The following is a 22,401-nucleotide window of genomic DNA, read 5'->3' on the forward strand; positions in this document are numbered from 1 at the left end:
TAGAAACCCTCTAGAGCATTTCTAGGGGGTTTCTAGAACTGAGAACCGGGCGCAGCACTTTCGATCGGCACGATGTCTCGATAGACCAGGCGATGCCTGTCGTCGCGCCATTCGTCGCCGTGGTAATGCCCGAAGAGCCAGATGCGATAGTCGAGCCGCCCGTCGAGCTCGCCCAGGAAAGTTTGCAGCGTATCCCCGCCGCACTCACGTCCGCGCTCGCGGCACAGCTCTCTAGCCAGGGCAGCAGGAGCCTCGTGACTCACCACGTAGTCGACCCTCCAGGCTACGCGGTTGAGCGAGGCGCGGCAGTGGTCCATCTCTTCCTCGCTCGGCATCTCCTCGGGCCACCAGCTCCTCCCCTCCTTGCGATACTGCCTGTCGTTGCTCGCGGCGCCGCCCATGGCAAGGACTGTGAACCCGTCGATATCGAACACCTCTCCGCGCATCAGGTGCAGTACGTGCGGTCGCGCCTCATGGACGAGGCCGCCGTTCCACTCCCGCACCGGCAGTTCTGCCAGCATCCGGTGGTTCTCGTGGTTGCCGTCTACGAAACACGTGGTCCATGGTTTTGACTCAAACCAATCGAGCCAATACCTCTCAGCATTCGAGCCGTCCCAGACAAAGCCGAAGTCGCCGGCCACGATCACCGCGTCATCGCGCGTCAGGGTCCGGCCCAGCGGCCAATTTTTGAATGCAAACCGGCTGGACCCGTACTCGGCCCTGCCGTGCACGTCGCCTGTCACATAGACCGTCATCGGTACGCACCCCACGGCAGGAGTTTGTCCCCGAGTCTCACGATTCGGTCATACAGCACCGTGTGCCGTTCGTCCGGGTTGCCGTCTCGGTGAAAATGGCCGTAATACCAGTGCTTATAGTCCAGGCGGTCCTCGAGCTCATCGAGGAATCCGGTCAGCCGGTCCACATCAGGGCGTTCCCAGCCTGGGTCCGGGTAGAGCGTCGGCGAGAGCATACGCGTGGCGCAGGTATGGGTGATGACGCAGTCGACCTTCCAGCCGACCTCGTCGAGCTTTGCCCGCGCGGCATCGAATTCGCACTCATCCGGGAGCTCCTGAGGCCACCAACTGGAATACGGCACGCGGTATTCCCTGTCCACGCTCGTGGCACCGCCCATGGTGAAGATTGTCGAACCGTCGAGCTCAAAGACCTCGCCGCGCGTCAGGCGCCGAATGGGCGAGGTGTCCGACAGGCGCTGCGTCAGCCCGCCGTGCCACGGTTCCATGGGACGCTCCTCCCAGTGGTCGAAGCGCTCGTGGTTGCCGTCGACGAACAGTGCCGTGTAGGGGCGCGACTCCAGCCAGGCGATGTCGGCGCATTCCTCGGCAGAAAAGTCCCACGGAAAGCCAAAGTCACCGGCAACGATGAGACAGTCGTCGCTGGTAAGACTATCGCCAAGCTCCCAGTCGCGGAGCTTTTGCATGTCGAGCCCACCGTGGATGTCGCCCGTCACATAGACCGTCATCGGATCACCTCTTCCCTCTTGTACGCCGCCAGCTCGCGCTCGACCTGTCTGTCGCCGGTCTCGTTGACCCACCAGGGCCATTTCACCCGGCCGCACGGCTCGTCGACTCCGGCGAACCATTCCCTCAGCTCATCGAGGCTCACCGGGGAGTGCCCGTTGGCATCGCAACCGACGTCGTAGCGCAGAAGGCCCTGCTTGCGGTTGAACTCGTTGTACGCGCCGCCGCTGCTGTGGATGTGCCCGTGGAGGTGCCACGATCCATGGTTCATGCCCTGCCAGTCGGCCATGGGGTAATGGCTCAGGACGATCTTCTGCCCGTCGATCTTGAGCACGCAGATCGGCGGCTCCACGGTGAAGGCGCCCGTGACCGCCGGCTGGGTCCAGTCCTTGTCGTGGTTTCCCGGGACGAGGTGGATGCGCCTGCAGGCGATCTGCTTGCGCAGCCCGTAGGCGTCCTGGGCGGTCATCTTGAATGAGAAATCCCCCAGGATGTAGAGCTCGTCGTCCACGGCAACCTTGCCGTTGATGTTGTCGACGATGGCGTCGTTCATCTGCCAAATCGTCTCCCACGGGCGGTCGGTGAACTTCAGCACGTTCTCATGCCCGAAGTGGGTGTCGCTGGTAAACCAGATCATATTTATGTCTCCTTCTGTCGCTAAAAAACGTTCTCCTTCGAGGTCAGGAGACGTTTTATGAGCGACATGAGGTGCATATCCCTCATGTTTCAAGCTCCAATCTGCCGGATTTGCCCAACTATATAAGTTTACGCCCACGCGCGAGCAGGATTTGATTTTTGAAATATGGACGAATTCCTCGTCAGGAGGGTAAAATGGTGCCGACGGCAGCCCAAGTTGTAGAGAGCTGGGCAGAGCCGTTGCTTAATGAAGTTGGGTCATCGTCTTAGCGACGGTGGCCTTTCTTTTTGGGCTTCGAACCCTGCTTGAGTGCCTTGGAAAGGCCGACAAGGGCCGTGAGGAGCGAGACCATAGCGGTCAGGAGCTTCACGAGCTCGGTGAAATCGGTCATGGGCATCACCTCCCATCAAATGGAGGGCTCTGCCCGGCACGAGGGCTGCCGACAGCAAGGACGATTCTATCAGAGCGGCTGACCCCCGCCGATCAGTTCATACTCCCCATCCTCACCGAATTGCGAGTATGGCAGAATCGGCACTGGATGGCAGCGCGCTAGGGCACCGACGATAGGCTTTCCAAAACTAGCGAGGCGCGTCGCCGCGATCGTAATCGCCTCGGTCGACCGCACGATCGACCTGCGGCGAGATGTCGCCGTTGCCACCATGGGCTCGTCCTGCGGCGCGAACGCGGTCATCGCCAGCATCGGGAACGGCGCCGGCGTAACGGTTGCGAATCTCCCTTGCGTAACCGCGCCGGGCAAGAAGCTCATCACGAACCGCCGGATCCTCGAGCAGATCTTCATCGCACTTCGGTGCGATGAACTTAGGAAAGAGATTGTAGGCGACGCCCTTGCTCGCCTTTGCCTGCTCGACCCACGCCGAATACGCCTTCTTAAGCCGTTGAATGTAAATCTCGCAACGCCTCTCATAAGGAAGGGCTCGCTCGGCCTCCAGCACGTTATTTTTGAAGGCCGCCTCAAGTTGCTTGACCGCAAACCTCCCGTCAAGACGAGTCAGGTTGAAAGTGCACTTCGGGTTGCCGGCCTCCTTGATATCGAGATCTGTCGCATAGACTCGATTGTTCTTGATGAAAATGTCTACGCCCCATGAGGCAAGTAACTTTTTAAACTGCTCCATATTCTTCGGATGACCTTCGTTGATTGCAAGATGGATCAACTCGCGCAGATTGTTTTTATAACTGTACTCTCCCCGCTCAACGATTTTCTTTTCAGTGTCGCGCGGCTGTCGGTCTCGAATCTTCGAGTTCTTCTTTCCCTTTTCGAGCTGAGCGAGATTCCAGGCCTCGTCCATTTCACGAACCCACGCAGCGCGTTCGTACTTTCCGCGACGCCCGCCCGTCTCGCAACGCTTACCCGTCAAAAGATCCGTGCGGTTAATCGCCATATGAACCGCGTAGCGTTTTCCCGCCTTATCGCTTTCCTCATGCAACGCGACAATCACTTGTTGATGCGGGTAGTGTTTCGCAAGCCATTGCTCCGCGTAGGCCATACACGCATCGGGGGTCATCTTGCCTCCGTTGCAGCTGCACTCCTCGGGCAGAAACGCGAGAATCTGATGAAGCATCGTTATGTTCTTCGCGCCGGCACGCGCGGGCCTGTCGTGATGGAACATCTTCCGCGTCATAGCCATTTCGGAAAACCAGTGCTTTCCGTTCGCGAGGTTCCAGCCGCCGCGGGCCAAAGCATTCTTTCCGTTAATGTACTTGCGCAGGTGCTTCGCGTAGCGCTCGGACGAAACACCTTTCTGCTTAACGACGGTCATCGAGCTCACCGCCATCGGTGAAATAGCGCTGTTCGAGCTCTTCGATGAAGAGAGTGACTTTACGGGCATTTTGGTAAACCTTTTCAAGCGTTCGGAAAACAGCTTTCTCGTTGTACGCAGGAAGCCCCTGGGCGTTCACGAAGTACATCAGCTGATTGAGGTTTGTTCCTTCCTTCAAAAGCTCGTGATAGATCTTGTCGATCGACGCCCGATCGACATCGATTTTCTTAACATTCCCTTTGAGCAGTACGCGACGTGCGTACGAACTGACAGTCATATCAAGGGAATCAGCATTGCTTTCAATTTTCTTTTTTTCTTCCGGCGAGACCCGGACGTGAATGTCATCGGTTCGGAATTTCTGGTCAGCGATTTCCGAAAAACCAAAATCGATATCGAGATCGTCGGCATTGCACAAAACGAAGCGGATGAGTTCCGCCTCGCTCATCTCATGTCGCTTTGCGATTGCAGCGATGGCTTTCTTCTCGTCATTTGAAAGAGACGCCTTGACGGTGTGTGGGCGGAGCCTGCTCATGATTCCTCCTCGGAAAACGAATCAGCGATCGGAGAGGCCTCCGATCAAAACCTGCTATGCGATTCGCTTTCCTTTTGATGAGGAACGGCTGGCGTCGTTCCAAAAATGAAGAATCGACTTCGCGATTCTTTATCGCGAAGTTTCAACTTCACAACAACCTTATCGCCGTAGCAGGCGATAAGCAAGGTCTGTGGCGTGGTGTTTTTGGGGTCCGGATGGACCCACAAAAACACCACCCACAGTCATCTTGCAATCGCCTGCTACGGCGATTGGGCGGAGCGTAGCGTAGACACGAAATGAGAGGCCTCGTTTCGAGCGAAAGGCTTCGCGGTGTCGTAGTGTCAGCGAAGACCGTGAGCGGAAGCGAATTTTTAACGCGAAGGATGCTGAGTGTTAGAGATTCGCTGTAGCGAGAGCGGAGCGGTAATGCGAATGCGAGGGATGCCGAGTGTTTGCATTACCGCGCAGCGGAATCCGGGCGAGGGCTGGAGCAAGTTGATGGAAGACCTTACCGATTTGCGGAAGGTTTTGCCCGAAGCATCCGGCACCGCCGGATTCTTTTGGAACGGTCTCTCGTTTGATTGCTTTCCTATCGTTTGCTCCCAGACTGGGCGTCTAAAAAAGGCGGCCGAACCGGCCGCCCACAAATAAATAAACATTCACCGAATGGAAGAGAAGAGGAACGATGCACATTACTCCCAGTGGCCGGCGACGTCGACAACCCAATGTTGTCCCGTAGCCTGCTGTTCATAATGCCCCTGATCTTCAGAGGTGGTATACGAATCATTGATTGCAGAAGCTCCATTAGGGTGTTGTGCATCACCGTAGGTAGAGATAACATGATTGTCCATTTCGGCTGCTGAGTTAAACGTCGCATGGCATACAGAGCACATCCAACGTTCATGGCGCGTATACACTACATTCGGTACCCAGACCTGGCTGTAATCTGTCTCCCAGTGGCCCTGCTCGGCAACCCACTTCTTCTGGCTGCCGCCGTTGGAAGAGGAATTGTTGCTGCCGGAACTCTGCGAATTGCCGGAATTCTGCTTGGACTGGGAGGAATCGCCCTTGCTGTCCGACTTCGAAGAATCGGAAGACTTGTTATCCTCCTTCTTGGAGTCATCGGACTGCTCGTCCTTGCTGTCGGATTCTTTCTTCTCCTCGTTCTTGGTTCCAGAGGTTTGCGTCGCCTTTTCTTCGCTTGGCTTCTTTTTGTCTTTATTCTTTACCGCTGTGGCGGCCCTTTCCGTAGAGCCGCTTCCTTGCTTTGCAACGCTGGCACATCCAAGTTGAGGTGCCGAAAGGCACACCAGAAGCGCAACGATAATAGCCCTTGTTCTCACACCGATCTCCCTGCCCATGAAACCGGGCGTTGGACACCAGCCGATATCCAACGCCCGGCTCGCTTTTACATCTGCTCGCGGCGCTTCTTCCGGTCGAGGAAGACGCCGGCCGCCACGAGGACGGTACCGCCGATGACGAACGTCTCGCCGATGAGGCCCGTGCGGTCACCGGTCTGGGCGAGGCTGCCGGGCTGGGCGGTATCAGTGCCGGCGAGGTGCTTCGGGGTGTATGCCGCCTGCTGCTTTGCGGCCTGCTGCTTTGCGGCCTCCTCCGCATCCTGTCGGGCAATCTCATCGGAAAGCTTCTGCTCCGCTGCGATGCGGTCGGACTTCGCCTGCTCGTAGGCAGCGAGCGCCGCATCATAGCCGGGTTGGAGCCCGTCCACCGCGGCCTGCTTCTCGTCCAGGATGGCCTTGGCGGGCGCGACCTTGGCACGTGCCTCGACTGCTGCGGCGAAAAGCGCGTTGAGGGCGTCATCCGCGTTCACATCATGGCCGGAAGCGATCGCCGCGCCGGCATCGATGGAGTTCAGCTTCGACAGCTTGGCGTCTGCCTGCGCCTTCGCCTGCTCGGCGGCGGAGACCAGGGACTCGGCGGCGATGGTATCCGCCTTCGCGGCATCGAGCGCGGCCTTGGTGTCATTGACGGCCTTTACTGCATCCTGCTCGCGCTGCTGTGCCTCTGCGAGCTTCGCGGCAAGACCGGTGAGGATGTCGAGGTTCGACTGTGCGTCCTCGAGATCGGTCTGGGAGCCGGTGAGCTTGTCGGCGGCAACGCCAGTGTCGGTCCTTGCGGCATCGACGGCACGCTGGGCATCCGCGAGGGTGCTTGCGGTGCCGTCCGCCTTTTGCTTGGCGGCTGCGAGGACCGCCGTCTTCTCGGCCTGGTCGGCTGCCGCCGCATCGTGGACGCTCTTTGCGGTATCGACCGCCTTCTTGGCGTCGGCGACGTCCTGGAAGAACTTCGCGAGGTCGGCGTTCGCATCGTCCACGCCCTGCTGCTTGGCAGCGGTGTCCTCCTTGGCGGAATCCAACTTAGACTGTGCGGTCGTTACGGCTGCGTTGGCGGCATCTAAGGAGACCTGCTTCTGCTGGACGGTCGACTTTGCCGTATCGACTGCCGCGTTGGCGACTTCGAGGTCCGATTTCGCCGCATCAAGCTCGGTCTGGGCATCCGTGACGCCCTGCTGCTTGGCGGTGACATCAGCCTTTGCGGCATCGACGGCATGCTGGGCATCGGTGACGTCCTGCTTCGCGGCATCGACACCTGCCTGTGCGGAATCCACCACGCCCTGCTTCTGCTGGACGGTTGCGGCGACACCGGCGGCTGCCTGCTTCTTGGATGCGAGATCGGCCTTGGCTGCGTCGAGTGCGCTCTTGGCGTTCTTGAGACCGTCGATGTAGGAGGTCAGCTTCTGCTCGTACTCGTCGACGGACATGGGGTTCATGTTCCAACCGGAGCCTGCCCAACCCAGGTTTGCGGTATCGAAGCTGTCGGTCTTCCAGCCGTTCATGGTTCCCTTGCTGCAGACTGCCATGCCCATATAGCCGATTTCAGGGCTGATGACATGCAGGTAGTGACCGACGGTTGCGGGATATCCGGCAACCTTAAAATGCTGGTTGACATAGGATTCAATTCCACTGTGCGACTTGTAGAAATCTGTGGCATCCTTACCGATTAGACCGGTGACGCCATAGAGCTCCTGAACCGCCTGATCGAAGAAAGCCTTTTCCTGGTCCACCCACTGCGGTTTCGGATCGGTTCCATAGTTCCATGCGAGGTTTTCGCTCGTATCAAACTGCATGGAATGCCCAAACTTGACATCGGAATAGTTCGCGTTGGCAATCGCCGCCGCAATGAGCTTGTACGTGACCTGGAGCTCAGAGAGACCGACGGACTTGCGATACTCGTTGATGGACTTCATGTACGGGATTGCCGCGAGCATGTTGTCGAGACTGGTCGCGTCGAGGCTGTTCCCCACCTCGGTGTAGTCCTTGTATGTGCAGTTCTGAATGATCTCGATGGCTGAATCGGCACCCATAGCACGGAAGAAGCCGATGGCTCCCTGCTTGAGCTGCGCGTCGGCGGAATCGAGTTTCGCCTGGGCCTCATCGACCTTCTGCTGCGCGGCGGTCACGGCGGCGTCTGCAGTATCCTTTGCGGCCTTGGCGTTCGCGAGCTCTACGTCGGCGGCTGCCTTGGCGGACTCGGCGTCCTTGAAATCCTGCTTCGCGGCATCCAGCTTGGCGACGGCGTCGGCATTCGCCTGCTTGGCCGCATCGAGGGCGGCGTTCGCGGCATCGAGGGCGGACTGGGCGGCGTTCACACCGGATTCGGCATTGGCCGCGGCCTGCTGCTTTACGGAGAGGGCCACCTGGGCATCATTCAGGTCGGCCTGTGCCGTTGCCGCAGCGGGCTGTACCTGCTCGAGCTCGGACTCGCACTGGGACTGTGCCGCTCGTGCGGCAGCGAGGGCTGCCTCTGCGTCCGCGACCTTCTGTTTTGCCGCATCATACTCTGGACCGCTCGCACCGGCCTCCGCTGCGGCGAGGTCTGCTTTCGCCTTCTCGTAGGCGGCGCTGGCGGCTGCGGCCTTCGCATCCGCCGTGTCCTTGTTCTGCCTGGCTGCAGCGAGGACAGAATCGGCGGAATCCTTTGCAGACTGGGCCGCAACCAGCTTGGACTGGGCGGCGGCAAGCGTCGCGTTGGCGTTGGCGAGCTCGGTCTGCGCCCTGCTCACGGCATCCTGGGCGTCGCGCACGGCCTGCTCGGCGGCACTGATAGCCTCCGGGGTGGCGCCTACGGCATCGGCCTTGGCTTTATCGAGGGCGTCCTTGGCATCCTGGGCCGCCTTGAGGGCGGACTGGTACGCTATGTCCTTCTCGGATGCATCCGCCTTGGCGTCTGCGAGACCCGCCTTCGCCTGCTCGAGGTCCTTGCCGGCGGCATCGGCGGCGTCCTTGCCCTCCGCGACCTGACGGGCGTACTCGTCCATCGCCGCACGGTCGGCTGCCGTGCCGGCGCTGACTGCAGAATCGTAGGATGCCTTGGCCTGGTCGCGGGCGGAAGCCGCCTCGTTGTAGGGACCGGCGGCCTCATCGTAGGATGCCTTAGCGGCGTCTTCCTTCGCCTTCGCCTCGTCGACCGCCTTCTGCAGGTCCGCGATGGTCTGTGCGGCGGATTTCGCGCCGGTACCGGATGCCGCGCCGGCATGGGCGGCGATCGGCGACATCACGGCGGGGTGCTGCGTGCCCCCGTCACCGGTCTGGGCGAATGCCGCGAACGGTGAGATGAGGCTCGATCCGGTCATGGCGGCCATGGTCGCCGCGGTGACGGTCAGACGCGCGATCCCCTTCGGGGTGTGAATCTTTTTGCCTGGCAGTGCGGCGAAGTGATCGCCGCCGGCAGCGAAATGCTTTCCCTGGGTCATTGTGCTGTTCCATTCCTTTTCCGTGCCCTATCCGACTGGGCATCAGAGTTCTTTCCAATAGAGATAATTATGCGCCTTAACTGGGATTGTTGTATATAGTCCGTTGGCTTTTATACAACAATCCATGACTCTTTTTGTCATGGATACGAAGACGCTTCATAAATCATTCGGCATGAGATGCAAAGAGCTCCGCGCTGGACTCGGGTACAGCCAGGAGCAGTTCGCCAATTTGATTGAGATGGATCGTTCCTACTACGCGAGCATTGAAGTCGGAAGAAGAAATGTCAGTCTTTCAAACCTCTGTAAAACTGCCAATGGATTCAACATGTCGATTGCTGCGCTGATGACTGGTGTCACCGATAAAACGGATTGGTCAATCAATCAGCGAACGCAGTGAGCGAATCAATCGACGGCGTAGCCGGCGGCAAGGTCACGGCACGTGACCGCGCAGCGAGCTCAGCGAGCGAAGGGGGCAGCATCGCTGTCCCCATTCTTTATCGACGGCTCAGCCGGCGGCAAGGTCACGGCACGTGACCGCGCAGCGAGCTCAGCGAGCGAAGGGGACGGCATCGCCGTCCCTATTTCTTTAATGTATATTTCTCTATTAATTGGTTTCACCAAACTGGGTATTACACAAGCTTCTGAACAGGCATTTTTATCAAAAACTCAATGCAGTCGAATCATCAAAATGGTGAAAATTTTTACCCAAATTGAGGAAGCGCTTCACCAAAATGGAACCGACTAACGGCTGTTGAAAACTTTTTATCCCCAAAATGGTGATTTCCTGTTTTCAGTGGAAAACTCGGTAAGTTAAATTATTTACTTACCAGATTTACAAACAAAAGCAGCTCTTAACCCTAAAACCAGAACAGGCCAGAAGCAAAATTAACTCCTGACCTGCGATTTTTCTGGTGCCCCCGGGCGGATTCGAACCGTCGACACCCGCTTTAGGAGAGCGGTGCTCTATCCCCTGAGCTACGGAGGCATGTTGTACTAGTGTAGCAGATTTACACCGCTACCAACGACTAGTTGCCTTTGTGGAAAAGGTTCTTGATGACGGAGGGGATGCTCTTGGCGCCCTTGGCCGTCACATCGATAAAGTCGGGTGAACGAACGAGCTTGTCCTCGTCAATGTACTTACGCACCGCGCGAAGCGTTTCCTTGTCATTGCGCGTCGAAAACGTAAAGTGGCCATTCTCTTTGGTAAAGATGGCAAAACGCGTAATCTTCTTGGTGCCGCGCAAAACCTCGGCGGCAATATAGTCGACCTCGTCCCACGGGATTTGGATATAATCCTCCGGATTGCGCTCGTTATAGTACTCAAACGCCTTATTGCCCACCATCACGTTACCGTGACTGGTAAGCCCCATCAGGCAGGTTGCCGGCGTTGCCAGATCGACCGTGCTGTTCTGAGATTGCGCCATGCGCGCCTCACCCTCCAATAAAAACAATCGGACCGCATCCAGTGTACCCACCGGGTGCGGTCCGTTTCAATGGCTCAAAAGCCCTTGCCTAGCAACTCTCGGTCTTAAGCCGAAGCGTGCTTACATGAAGCCGCAGACGCGACCGATGATGCCGACGGCGAAGAGAGCCAGGATGATGACGATCGGGCTGACCTTCTTCTTGAGGAGCTTGCAGACCAGAAGGGTCAGGCACACGGCGGCAAGGCCGGGGATGAGCTGATCGAGGTTGGCCTGAAGCGTGGTGACCTTCACCGGGTCGAGTGCGTTGGCACCGACAGAGCTGTACATCGTCAATGCCTGCTTGATGCCCTCAGAACCGGCGGGCAGGTTGGCCCAGTCGATATAGGCGCCAGCAGACTGCGTGACCTTGGAGACGACCGGGGTGAAGGAGATGGACACCCAGCGCTCGACCAGGGCGCCGATGATGAACATACCCAGGATGGAAGCACCCTCGGTGACCTTGCCCATTAGACCGCCGGAGAGGTCCTTGGCGATGGAGGAGCCGACCTTATAGCCAAACTCCTGCGTGTACCACTCGAAGGCGTAACGAATAATGTTCCACGCGAAGAAGAACAGCAGCGGACCGGCAATGCTGCCAGACAGAGCCAGGGAAGCACCCAGAGCACCCAAGATCGGGCGAAGGGTGAACCAGAAGGCGGGGTCGCCGACGCCGGCGAGCGGGCCCATCATACCGACCTTGACGCCCTGGATGGCGACGTCGTCGATCGGGGCACCGTTGGCGCGCTCCTCCTCGAGGGCGAGGGTAACGCCCATGACGGGGGAGGAAACATAGGGGTGCGTGTTATAGAACTCCAGGTGGCGCTTAAGCGCGGCAATCTGGTCGTCCTTGCTGGTGTAGAGCTTCTTGATCGCAGGGATCATTGCGTAGCACCAGCCACCGTTCTGCATGCGCTCGTAGTTCCACGAGCCCTGAAGGAACTGATGACGGAAGCAAACCTTCTGACGATCGGACTTAGAAAGCTGAATCTTGTTCTCTGCCATATGTATCACTCCCTTCCTACTCGTAATCGTTCAGAATGTCGCCGAGCGGGTCGCCGGAACCACCGCCCATGCCGCCACCCTGCTTGGCCAGGTCCTTAAGGCCAAGGTAGATGAGGGCAAGGGAGATGCCGATGAGGCCCAGGGCAATCAGCGTGAGCTGAGGGATGGCAGCCAGGACAAAGCCGAGGATAAAGAACGGCCAGGTCTCCTTGGTGGCCATCATGTTGATGACCATGGCGTAACCGACGGAAGCGACCATGCCGCCGCCGACAGCCATGCCGCCGGACAGCCAGTCGGGCATAGCGTTAAGCGCGTTGGTAACGGCCTCGGCCGGGATGATGCACAGCAGCACTGCCGGGATGGCGATACGAACACCCTGCATGAGGATGCCGGCGTACTGCCAGCGCTCGATGCCGGCGAAGTCGCCCTTCTCGGCGCAGGCGTCCATGCCGTGGACCATAGCGGTGGCCAGGGTACGGCAGATCATGGTCAGGAACAGGCCGGCGACGGACAGAGGCACGGCGACGGCGATGGCGGCGGTAACTGCCTTAGCCGAATCGGTGGCGCCACCGTTGAGGGCGAGCACCATGATGATCGAAGAAGCGACCGAGGCCAGAGCGGCGTCAGGCGCAACAGCGGCGCCGACGTTAGCCCAACCAAGAGCCATCATCTGAAGCGAGCCGCCCAGGAGGATGCCCTCCTGAAGGTGACCGGTTACGAGACCGATAAGCGTGCACGCAACGAGCGGCTGATGGAACTGGAACTGATCCAGAATGCCTTCCATACCGGCAAGCAGCGCGATAATCGCGATTAGAAGAATAGTAAGCGCGGACATGTATCGGACCCTCCTTTACTATGCTTGAGCGGCCAGTTCGGCCTTAGCTTTCTTCAACATGGCGTCGAGATCCTCGGAGGAATCCGAAGGAACCTTGCGGACCTCGAACTTGACGCCCTTGGCCTTGAGGGCCTCGAGGGTCTTGACGTCGTCATCGCCCATAGCGACGGCGTTGGTAACGACGACCTTGCCCTTGGAGTGGGCCATAGAACCGATGTTGACTTCCTTGATGTCGACGCCGGCCTCGATGGCCTTGAGCAGATCCTGCGGGTTCTCGAACAGCAGCATCGCCTTGGTGTCACCAAAGCGGGTGTCCTTGACGACCTCGGCCATCTTCTTGATAGGCACGACGTTGGCATGGACTCCCGGAGGGGCAGCCTGCTCGATCATGGTCTTGCGGAGCTCGTCGTGAGCAACGCCGTCGGAAACCACGATGATGCGGTTGGGGTTGATCTGCTTGGTCCACGTGGTGGCCACCTGACCATGAAGCAGACGGGTGTCGATACGGACGTGGGCGATCTTGATGTGCCCGTCGCCGATGACCGTTCCCGGAGGGATGGCGCCTGCAGGAGCAGCGGCGGCCGCAGCCGGCTTCTTCTCCTCGGGCTCCAGAGACTCGGGCTTGACGCGCACGCCGGCCTTAGCCTCAGTCACGAGATGTTTTGCGATCGCATGTGCAGTGTTCTTTGCGTCAAAGCGCTGCGAATATGCCTCGATGAGCATAGGCAGGTTGACACCGGTGACGATAGCCCAGGAATCATGGCCCTCGATGAGACCGCTGATCTGGTTGAAGGGCGTGCCGCCCCACAGATCAACGAGGAAGAGCACCTGCTCCTGGTCCTCGAAGGAAGCGATTGCCTCCTCGACCTTGGCGCGGAAGTCGTCGGGGCCCATGCTCGGCTCGAGCGAGACCACGGCTACAGACGGCTGATCGCCAAAGACCATCGAGCCCGTCTGCTTGATTCCAGCCGCCAAGTCACCATGGCTAGCAAGAACAATACTTACCATCACATAACCTCCTTTTTGTCTACGTAATTCCTACACGACAAAAAAGAGTATAGCTGCAAATACAGCAGAATTGTTTGAAAAACTGCAAAAGGTAGCATTATTTGTTTAAACGTCTTGTTTTGTTACAAGTTGATTACATTCCAGTATTTTGGCTGATTTGCTGCTGAGGATTGATAGCTGATCTATTTACATGACCGAATTGAGCACGCTGTTCATTATTGCCGGTTTTAAACAGACACAAATGTGCTCGCGTTGAGGCTATTTCGTTTAAACAGATGGTGCTTGACTAATGGTAAGAAATATGCTCTAGCAAAGTAGTCGTTAGGGACGTTCTTTAATGACTAGTCGTTTAAGAACGTCCCCAACGACTAAGTTAGGCGATGTGGAGGGGGTTGGCGGCGTCGACGGCATCGGGGGCATCGGATAGGCCGTCGGGGGCAGCGTCTGTCGGGTCCTCGTCGGGGGTCTCGATCTGCTTGATCATGACCTCCTGGCCCTGCAGCAGATAGGTCTCGCCGCTACCGCAATGGGGGCAGGTCTTGCCGTGCTCGACCGTCGCGTAGTCGCAGCCGCACGCCTCGCAATGCGTCACGGCCTCGACAGGCTCCACAATAAGCTCCGCGCCCTGCGTGATAGGCTTTTTATCTGCCGCCCAGCGCCAAGCATCAAGCAGCAGATCGGGAACGACGCCCGAGACCTCGCCCAGGAGCAGCGTCACGCTCGAAACGCGACTCACGCCATTGGCGCGCGCCACATTCTCGACATCGCGAATGATGTGATAGACGATTCCTAATTCATGCACTTTTTCTTCCGCCGTTCTAACGAACGGCGGTCGACTTGACGCTGCGCGAGCCCCAGACGGACGATCTGCCTTTCAATCGTCGGGCATGGGCAAAAGCCCTATGCCCTCCTCTTTCAAGGCACCTCGCCACGCTTGGGACTCGCTCGCTGTCCAACCGTTCTCTACGCCGTTCTCTTGTTTGTTGCGTTTTTTATTTCTTCCCAAATTTGATTTTGATCGCACGCTTCAAAGCGTACTTGCCGAGGCTGGGGAGCTTTTGCTCGTATTTGACCATCGTGGAGCACTCGGGGCGGTCGCGATCCAGATGGATGGCGTCAAACGCGCACTTGGTGGTGCACAGGCCGCAGCCGATGCACTTGTTGGGGTCGACGATCGAGGCACCGCAGCCCAAGCAGCGAGCGGTCTCGGCGCGCACCTGCTCCTCGGTAAAGGTCTCGACGTACTCGCTAAAGGGCGCAGCCTTCTCGCGCTCGCGGTCGACACGTGCCACCTCGCGGCTTGCGTTGTCATAGCTCTCAATCACAACATCGTCGCGGTCAAGCGCGGTGTAGCGGCGCTGGTTGCGGCCGATGGTGAGCGTGGAGCCCGGCTGCACAAAGCGATGGATGGACACCGCGGCCTCGTGACCGGCGGCAATGGCATCGATGGCAAAGCTGGGGCCAGTGTAGACGTCGCCGCCCACAAAGATGTCGGGCTCGGCGGTCTGGTACGTCTGCGGATCGGCAAGGGCACCCTGGCCGCGGCCGAGCTCCACCTTGGAGCCAGCCAGCAGGTCGCCCCACACAATGGACTGGCCAATGGACATGACGACACGGTCGGCATCGACACGGCGCAAGTCGTTCTCGTCATACTCGGGCGCAAAACGGCCCTCGTCGTCAAAGACACGCGTGCAGCGCTTGAAGGTGATACCGCACACACGACCGGCCTCGTCCAGGTGAATCTCCTTGGGGCCCCAGCCGCAGCTAATGTGCGCGCCGTCCTCAATGGCCTCGCGACGCTCCTCCTCGCTGGCAGGCATCTGGGCCTCGCTCTCCAGGCAGAACATCTCAACGTGCTCGGAACCCAGACGGCAGGCGTTGCGCGCGACGTCGATGGCCACGTTGCCGCCGCCCACCACGATGGTGCGCCCGGGCAGCGCGTCGATCTTGCCGCTGTTAACCTCGCGAAGGAAGTCGACGGCCACGGTCACATCCTCGGCATCCTCGCCCGGAATGCCGGCAAGGCGGCCGCCCTGGCAGCCAATGGCCACGTAGAAGGCCTTAAAGCCCTGCGCGCGCAGCTCGTCGAGCGTCACGTCGCGGCCGACTTCCACGCCATAGCGGAACTCGGCACCCATCAGGCGAATGACCTCGACCTCGGCCTCGATAACATCCTTCTGCAGCTTAAAGCTGGGAATGCCGTAGGTGAGCATGCCGCCCGGGCGCTCGTTTTTCTCGAACACGACGGGCTTGTAGCCCTTCTCGGCCAGATAGAAGGCGCAGGACAGACCGGCCGGACCGGCGCCGATGATGGCGATCTTCTGGTCGAAGCCGCCGGCACGCGTCGGGGTCACCACAGGTGGGACATAGCGAGTCGCGGCATCCAGATCGCGCTGGGCGATAAACTTCTTGACCTCGTCGATAGCCACGGCGGCGTCCACACGGCCGCGGGTGCAGGCATCCTCGCAGCGGCGGTTGCACACACGGCCGCAGATAGCGGGCAGCGGGTTCTCGCGCTTGATGAGCGCCAGAGCCTCGTCGCAGCGGCCCTGCGCCGCAAGCTTTAAGTAGCCCTGAACGGCAACGTGAGCGGGGCAAGCCGTCTTGCAGGGCGCGGTGCCAGACTCGTGCGTCTCGATGCGGTTGTCGTTGCGGTAGTTGGGCGACCACTTGGTGTGATCCCACTTGGTGGCATCGGGCAGCTCCTGGCGCGGATACTCGGGCACGCGGCCGCCGGCCTTTTTGCTGCAGAGCTTCTGGCCCAGTTTGGCGGCGCCGGCCGGACACACCTCAACGCAGCGACCGCAGGCCACGCACTTGTCTTTCTCGACCTTGGCGACATAGGCTGAGCGCGACAGGTTGGGCGTGTTGAACAGCTGCGAAGTGCGCAGGGCGTAGCACACGTTGACGTTGCAGTTGCAGATGGCGAAGATTTTGTTCTCACCGTCGATGTTGGTGATCTGGTGCACAAAGCCGTTGTCCTCGGCCTGGCGCAGGATGTCGTAGACCTCCTCGCGCGTCACATAATGGCCGCGGTCGGTCTCGACCACGTAGTCGGCCATATCGCCCACGGCGATGCACCAATCGGCCGGGTCGTCGGCGCAGCCCTCTCCCATCACGCGACGGCTCGCGCGGCAGCTGCAGGTGCTAGCGGCATATTTGCCATCGTATTTGTCGAGCCAATGCTCGATATGCTCGATCGGCACCGAGGTGCTCGCGGCATCGATGGCCTTCTCGACCGGAATGACATGCATGCCGATGCCGGCACCGCCGGGCGGCACCATCGGCGTGGCCTTGGACAGCGGTCCCTTGGACGCCTGCTCAAAGAACTTGGCATAGACCGGATGCTCCTCGAGCTGACCCATGCGCATGTTGAGGAACTCGGCAGAACCCGGCACCAGCATGGGCAGCACCCACTGCTTGGCGCGCTCGGGGTTTTCCCAGTTGTACTCGAGCAGACCCGTGTAGCTCATGTCGTCGAGCATCTTCTCGATATCGGCTTCGGGCATGCCGGTGAGCTTGACCATCTCGGGCAGCGTATAGGGACGGCGCATCTTCATCTTGCAGAGCACTTCGGCCTGCTCGTCGGTTGCGGCCTCGGCAAACGACCAGTACTCGTAGCCCAGCAGCTCGTCGCGGTGCAGCAGGCGGTTGGTGCAGTGCTCACACAGTTTGACGATGGCCTCGCGCGGATGCTCCGGTATCGGCGGCACGAACTCCGCGCCGATATCGGGCTCGGTATAGCTAATCCCCGGTCCGTTGAGAATCATAGTCGTCCCTTCTCTTGCCACAGCCCGGCGAGACCGCAGCGCCCCTCTTTTTTTGCAGGCCGGGCATGCCCCCATGCCTTTCACCCGCCATTGTTGACATTGTGTCAAAAATAGTATTGACGAACCGTCAACAATATTCAAGACTGTTAGGCGAACGGTCAGGCAAAAGAGGATGAAAGGCGGCAAAACATGGGCAACAACGCAGCAGATATCTCTGTGGTCGATGCCGTCCCCGCATCCGATAGCGCGGCAAAACGCCTGACGGGCGACGAGCGCCGTCGCGAGATCCTCGCCGCTGTGCGCGCCGTGAGCGCCGAGCTTGGTGTGTCCCATCTTTCGGTATCGGCCGTGACCAAGCGGGCTGGCTGCACGCGTTCGCTGTTCTACCACTACTTTGCCGATATGGATGCCGCCGTCACCGCCGTTATGGACGAGGCAATCGACGGCTTTATCGCCGAGCTCGAGCAGTGGAACGCCAGCCGCACGGTTGGCGACATCGAAGGCGCACTCGACACCGTTGCTCCGCTCTTTAAGCGCCTGGTCGTGAGCGGCCACGAGTTGCCGAGCACGCTCACCTCGAGCAGCGGCGCGCTCTACGGCGGCTTTTTGCATAACGTGGTCCAGCGCGTGGCGCAGTATATCTGCGATACCACCGTGGTGGATTTTGTCGCCCATCACGAGCTACGCATCGACCATGTCTACGAGACGTTCTACACCCTCATCATGGGGCTGCTGATGTATATCCGCACGCACCCCGATGTGCCCGACGAGACAGTCAAGGAAATCATCGCCTCGACGCTCCATATCGAGGGCTATACCGCCAAGTATCAGGAGCGCAAGCCCCAGAACTGACGACATTTGGCCAAACTGCCCGCGATCAGAAGAGGGGCCGCGGGCTTGTGAAAGGAGAGCAGCATGCTGTTCGATGTTTGGGGTAGCAATACCCTTATCCACTGGGCCGGCTGGGCCATGGTCTTTATTGGCCTGATCGTGCTCAACGAGGTCGGCCGCCGCACCAAGCTGGGCGCGGCCATCATCTTTGGCGTGGCTCCGCTGGCCATGACCATCTACTGCGTCGCTATCGCCATCGGCGTCTCACAGGGTGCCGAGTGGGCGCTCACCAACCCCACCCATGTGTACCAGAACAGCTGGTTCCACTACGCCAAGGTATACGCGGCGCTGGCCGGTTGCTGGGGCTTCATTGCCATTAAGTACCAGTGGGGCAAGATCGGCAAGGCGCATTGGTTCCGCGCGTGGCCGTTTGTGATCGTTGCCATCAACATCATGATCGCCGTCGTATCCGACTTCGAGAGCGCCTATCACTTCTTTGTCCTGGGCGAGTCCACCTGGGTCACCTCCGAGGGCGCCACGCAGCTTGCCGGCTGGAACAACGTGTTCAACGGCATCGCCGGTATCATCAACATCTTCTGCATGACCGGTTGGTGGAGCGTCTACGCCTCCGAGGATCAGACCGACATGCTGTGGCCCGACATGACCTGGGTCTACATCATCGCCTACGACATCTGGAACTTCTGCTACACCTACAACTGCCTGCCCACCCACTCCTGGTTCTGCGGCTTTGCGCTGCTGCTGGCGCCCACCGTCGCCGCCTTTATCTGGAACAAGGGCGGCTGGATCCAGAACCGTGCCTTTACGCTGGCCATTTGGTGCATGTTTGCCCAGGTGTTCCCCTACTTCCAGGAAGAGTCCATCTTTGTGACCCACTCCACGCTCGACCCCGGCGCCGCTACCGCGGTCTCGATTGCCGCACTGGTCGCCAACGTCGCCGCGATCATCTACATCGCCTACCGCGCCAAGAAGCTCGGCCGCAACCCCTACAAGCAGGATGTCTTTGAGGGCACCAGCGATTGGGAGAAGGCTACCGCTCGCCGCGCCAAGGTTGATTACGCGCACGCCGAGTAACGTGCTGGTCGCTGTTGGCACTTGAGCATAGGCCCGCCCGCCAGGATTTTCAATCCAATGTCTCGCAGAGCCCCCGGAAAGCGTTTCACTCGCTTTCCGGGGGCTTTTGTCGTTGCGTCTTATTCATCTATTCAAAAACATGCGCATATATAAAATCGGATTTCAAATCATACGGCGGCTCTATGGGCTCCCGTTTTTGGGTACAGTGTTGTCCCGATATTGAGCTTGGGGGATATATGAAAGATGAGACGATGGGTCAAGAGGATGCGGCCCAAGATGCAGAAGCTTGCGCTGAGGCCTTGGAGAGCTTAGACCGAATTTCACTCGATGAGATTGCGTTTGACGATTCGGGCGTTGATGTGCAGGATGAGCCGGAAGCCGAGGCGCAGTCCGATGATCAGGATGCAGACGATGTTGAGCCTGCCGAAGATGAGGCAGATCACGAAGACACCGAAAGCGAGGCCGACGACCAGCCCGGATCCGACACGGGCGAGGAAACCGTCTTGCTCGACAGCTTGCCGGCCGAGGATTCGCTGACCCGCGAGCTTCCTGGCCTGGGTTCCGCACCAGCCGTAGACGAGACCATCGCCATGGGCGATATTCCCCTGCCGTCCGTTCCCTCGGCACACGAAGCCGAGGTTCGCCATCGCAAGATGTCGCCCAAGCGCCGCAATCTGATGGTCGCCGGTGTCGTGGCCGTCGCGCTCGTCGCCGGCGGTGCAGGCTATGCTGCCTGGAACGGATATCAGCAAGAGCAGGCTGCCGCTGTCGCCGCCAATGCCCACACGATGATGTCAGTGCAGATTGGCGTGCATGCCGCGGGCCTCGACTGTTCCACCGGCTCCAAGATTCCCGTACAGGTGAGCGGTCAAGACGCTGATGGCTCCTCCGTGAGCGAAACGCTCTATGTTGACGAGCACGGCCGCGGCATCAAACTGCTGCCCGGCGATTACACGCTCTCCATCGCTGCCTCCCCCATCGCGGCCGACGGCACCATCTATACCGTCCCGACCACCAAGACGCAGGTCACCGTTAAGAGCGATGGACAGGATTTAAGTGCCCAGGCCACCTTTAAGCTCAAGGTGCCTTCGGCCGACACGGTGACTGACGATCAAATCGATGCCGCCGCCAAGTATGCCGAGGAGGGCGGTGCGAGCTCCGCCGCGGCTGCCAAAGTGCTCCAGCAGGCAGCAACCGCGCGGCGCGACGCCGCCGTCAATGCCGTGAGCGCGCAAAAGGCACAGGCATCCCGTGATGCTGACGCTCGCCACAAGGCAACCGACCTCTACCAGCTCGATATTCCCGTCGAGTGGTACGGCAAGGTCGCAACTTGGCAAAACGGCAGCACGCTATGCATCTATCTGGGCGACGACGCCAATACGCCGCTCATGACGCTCGTCGCCGTGCGCGATGGCGAGACCTTTACGCCCGATGAGGGCGATACGGTTTTGGGCACGGTCAGCCTGGGCAACGGTTATACCGTCTATGCCAGCGGCCCCGTCTATCCGTACGTGGTGCCCCAGACTATCAACGGGCGCACCCAGAATCCCGTGTCAACCTACCCCATGGACACGGCCATTGAGCTTGTCGAGCTTACGACCGGCAACCGCTATACGTATAGCCAGATCAAGAACGACCTGGTTGGCAAAGACGGCAACGCAGACGCCGCGACCAAACTCGAGACCGACTACCTCGCCCAGATTCTGATGCCGAGCATCAAGGCCCAGGACTAGCCAGGCGCATCATGGTGCTCCCCAACCGTGATGAAGGGGCCAGGAGGTCCTGGCCCCACAGATCCGTAGATGATTAGGCAAGGAGCCACTTCCATGCGGGAACAACGTGTACCACACCGTGTTCGCATGGAATATCGGCCTGCTCATCCATGGTAACGATTGCTGACTCGCCAAGATCGAACTGGGCCATCGAGGCATCAAGCGCGGCAATTTCGCGCTCGCGCGTTTTCTCACTTGCCATATCCACACTAACCTGGATCAGGCTATAAGCCCGCATGAGAAGTGCGTCCCCAGCCACAAAGTCCACCTCATGGCTTTTGCTCTTCTCTTTGATCAGCAGGCGGCAGACCGATCCGATCCTCACCGCGGGAGTCCTTCTTCTTAGCGCGTTGAACACTGCGGTCTCGAGCCTCTGGCCCTGGTCCAATACCGATGCGGGAGAGAATGCTCCAAACATCGCGGGATCGACAGCGTAGACCTTAGACGCAGACCGCATGTTATTTGCCAGTGAACGCGTGAACTCCGGCACGGAGAACAGCAGGTAGGCATCCTCATAATACTCAAGTAAGTCGCTGAGCGAATTACGACTGACGGGTATCTGCCTGCTCTTGAACTCGTTGTACACTTTGTTCACCGACAGCTCTCGTCCCGAAGATGCCATACACCGCGTTAGGAACAGCGATGCCAGGCGAGGGTTCTTGACGTCGTAACGCTCAACGACGTCCATAGCGACCGTTCGCGAAGCATATTCCTGTAGCAGCTGAATCGCGTCTGCGGGCGTCTGCTCAAGCGTCGCGATGAATCCCCCTCGTTCAAGATATCCGATCAGATGATGTCGAAGCAGCGCTGCATCGCTTGGGGAAAAGGTCGCATCTGGCTCGAAAACGCTCCCCGTCTTATATCGAACGTATTCCGAAAAACTCAACGGAAAAAGCTCTCGTATAAGAGAACGACCCCTGAACTCGCTCTTAAGTTCTGAGGACAGCATCTTAGAAGAAGATCCCGTCACATAGACGGTCGTTTTCTCCGTATCGACTACACGCCGCAGAAACGCACCCCATTCGGGAATTTCCTGGATCTCGTCAAAGAAAATGTAAGCGCCCTCGGTTCGAGCAGTAGGATGCAGCGCATAGAACGTGTCGAGCACGTCCGCCAGCAGCGATGGCTCATACGGGCGCAAGCGCTCGTCCTCAAAATTAAAGTAAAGCATCCGGTCAAGCTCGACGCCCCGGCCCCGAAGCCGCTGCATCTCCTGATACAGGCGATACGTCTTTCCACAACGGCGGGCCCCCACAACCACATTTACGATGTTGTCGCGCTTTGGCTCCTGTGGGTTTCCCAGATCAAGGTCTCGCTCAAAGACCTGTGGAACCCCCTGCTGTTCAAAGTCCTTTATTTTCTGGGCGATCAAGTCGTTGAATGCCATGATTCTCCAATCTTGCTCTCTAGCTAATCAAAATTATACCGA

20 protein-coding genes and 1 tRNA gene are annotated in these 22,401 nt (G+C 59.1%); 5 read left to right on the forward strand and 16 right to left on the reverse strand.

Translation table 11 applies throughout. From position 1 onward, the window contains the following. Window positions 1–32: 32 nt before the first annotated feature. From DW136_RS01145 to DW136_RS01180, 8 genes are all read right to left on the reverse strand, one after another. Window positions 33–755, reverse strand: a complete 723-nt coding sequence (locus DW136_RS01145) for a metallophosphoesterase (protein ID WP_118288900.1) — start codon at window positions 753–755, stop codon at window positions 33–35. Continuing rightward, window positions 752–1,480, reverse strand: a complete 729-nt coding sequence (locus DW136_RS01150) for a metallophosphoesterase (protein ID WP_118288901.1) — start codon at window positions 1,478–1,480, stop codon at window positions 752–754. Before DW136_RS01150 ends, DW136_RS01145 begins: the two co-directional genes overlap by 4 nt. Continuing rightward, entirely contained in the window at window positions 1,477–2,115 is a 639-nt protein-coding gene (locus tag DW136_RS01155) for a hypothetical protein (RefSeq protein ID WP_118288902.1), read from the reverse strand. The genes DW136_RS01150 and DW136_RS01155 overlap by 4 nt, the downstream gene beginning before the upstream one ends. Before the next feature lie 265 nt (window positions 2,116–2,380). Continuing rightward, a complete protein-coding gene (locus DW136_RS10205; protein WP_255413117.1) occupies window positions 2,381–2,506 on the reverse strand; it encodes a hypothetical protein in 126 nt (41 codons plus the stop codon). 187 nt (window positions 2,507–2,693) lie between these two features. Beyond that, entirely contained in the window at window positions 2,694–3,893 is a 1,200-nt protein-coding gene (locus DW136_RS01160; protein WP_158549371.1) for a relaxase/mobilization nuclease domain-containing protein, read from the reverse strand. Next, entirely contained in the window at window positions 3,880–4,425 is a 546-nt protein-coding gene (locus tag DW136_RS01165; RefSeq protein WP_118288904.1) for a hypothetical protein, read from the reverse strand. Before DW136_RS01165 ends, DW136_RS01160 begins: the two co-directional genes overlap by 14 nt. 692 nt (window positions 4,426–5,117) lie before the next feature. Next, window positions 5,118–5,819 (reverse strand): hypothetical protein, encoded by a 702-nt coding sequence (locus DW136_RS01175; RefSeq protein ID WP_233546506.1) that lies wholly within the window; start codon window positions 5,817–5,819, stop codon window positions 5,118–5,120. A gap of 14 nt (window positions 5,820–5,833) precedes the next feature. Continuing rightward, complete coding sequence (locus DW136_RS01180; RefSeq protein ID WP_118288905.1) at window positions 5,834–9,199, reverse strand: hypothetical protein; 3,366 nt, start codon at window positions 9,197–9,199, stop codon at window positions 5,834–5,836. Between the two features lie 172 nt (window positions 9,200–9,371). Here DW136_RS01180 and DW136_RS01185 point away from each other — a divergent pair, with 172 nt between their 5' ends. Beyond that, window positions 9,372–9,596: a helix-turn-helix domain-containing protein gene (locus DW136_RS01185; RefSeq protein ID WP_233546510.1), complete on the forward strand. Its 225-nt coding sequence runs from the start codon at window positions 9,372–9,374 to the stop codon at window positions 9,594–9,596. 42 nt (window positions 9,597–9,638) lie between these two features. Further along, complete coding sequence (locus tag DW136_RS09885) at window positions 9,639–9,944, forward strand: hypothetical protein (RefSeq protein ID WP_147351627.1); 306 nt, start codon at window positions 9,639–9,641, stop codon at window positions 9,942–9,944. 164 nt (window positions 9,945–10,108) lie between these two features. On the opposite strand, the gene DW136_RS01190 is transcribed toward DW136_RS09885, so the two are convergent. The 7 genes from DW136_RS01190 to DW136_RS01220 form a co-directional block, all read right to left on the reverse strand. Continuing rightward, window positions 10,109–10,184, reverse strand: a tRNA-Arg gene (locus DW136_RS01190). A 40-nt stretch (window positions 10,185–10,224) separates the two neighbouring features. Next, on the reverse strand, window positions 10,225–10,623 hold the full coding sequence (locus tag DW136_RS01195; RefSeq protein WP_117564941.1) for a DUF956 family protein: 399 nt from the start codon (window positions 10,621–10,623) through the stop codon (window positions 10,225–10,227). Between the two features lie 120 nt (window positions 10,624–10,743). Next, window positions 10,744–11,664 carry a PTS system mannose/fructose/sorbose family transporter subunit IID gene (locus DW136_RS01200; protein WP_118288907.1) on the reverse strand — a complete coding sequence of 307 codons (921 nt, stop codon included), beginning with the start codon at window positions 11,662–11,664 and terminating at the stop codon, window positions 10,744–10,746. 16 nt (window positions 11,665–11,680) lie between these two features. After that, entirely contained in the window at window positions 11,681–12,499 is an 819-nt protein-coding gene (locus tag DW136_RS01205) for a mannose/fructose/sorbose family PTS transporter subunit IIC (RefSeq protein WP_117629683.1), read from the reverse strand. Window positions 12,500–12,517: 18 nt separating this feature from the next. Further along, window positions 12,518–13,507: a PTS sugar transporter subunit IIB gene (locus DW136_RS01210; protein WP_006235196.1), complete on the reverse strand. Its 990-nt coding sequence runs from the start codon at window positions 13,505–13,507 to the stop codon at window positions 12,518–12,520. Window positions 13,508–13,880: 373 nt separating this feature from the next. Next, a complete protein-coding gene (locus DW136_RS01215) occupies window positions 13,881–14,309 on the reverse strand; it encodes a hydrogenase maturation nickel metallochaperone HypA (RefSeq protein WP_117583629.1) in 429 nt (142 codons plus the stop codon). A 190-nt stretch (window positions 14,310–14,499) separates the two neighbouring features. Further along, window positions 14,500–17,277, reverse strand: coding sequence for an FAD-dependent oxidoreductase (locus tag DW136_RS01220; RefSeq protein ID WP_199580126.1), 2,778 nt, complete (start codon window positions 17,275–17,277; stop codon window positions 14,500–14,502). Window positions 17,278–17,466: 189 nt separating this feature from the next. Between DW136_RS01220 and DW136_RS01225 the strand changes: the two genes are divergently transcribed. The 3 genes from DW136_RS01225 to DW136_RS01235 all read left to right on the forward strand — a co-directional run bounded on the left by DW136_RS01225 (window position 17,467) and on the right by DW136_RS01235 (window position 20,933). Then, the gene (locus tag DW136_RS01225; RefSeq protein WP_117583630.1) at window positions 17,467–18,129 is read left to right on the forward strand and encodes a TetR/AcrR family transcriptional regulator; all 663 of its coding nucleotides are present in this window, start codon (window positions 17,467–17,469) and stop codon (window positions 18,127–18,129) included. A gap of 63 nt (window positions 18,130–18,192) precedes the next feature. Further along, window positions 18,193–19,200, forward strand: a complete 1,008-nt coding sequence (locus DW136_RS01230; RefSeq protein ID WP_117759084.1) for a DUF5692 family protein — start codon at window positions 18,193–18,195, stop codon at window positions 19,198–19,200. A 236-nt stretch (window positions 19,201–19,436) separates the two neighbouring features. Further along, on the forward strand, window positions 19,437–20,933 hold the full coding sequence (locus tag DW136_RS01235; protein ID WP_118288908.1) for a hypothetical protein: 1,497 nt from the start codon (window positions 19,437–19,439) through the stop codon (window positions 20,931–20,933). Window positions 20,934–21,006: 73 nt separating this feature from the next. Here DW136_RS01235 and DW136_RS01240 read toward each other — a convergent pair whose 3' ends face one another. Further along, window positions 21,007–22,359: an ATP-binding protein gene (locus DW136_RS01240; RefSeq protein WP_118288909.1), complete on the reverse strand. Its 1,353-nt coding sequence runs from the start codon at window positions 22,357–22,359 to the stop codon at window positions 21,007–21,009. Window positions 22,360–22,401 lie beyond the last annotated feature (42 nt).

The organism is Collinsella sp. AM12-1 (assembly GCF_003472325.1).
GTDB lineage: Bacteria > Actinomycetota > Coriobacteriia > Coriobacteriales > Coriobacteriaceae > Collinsella.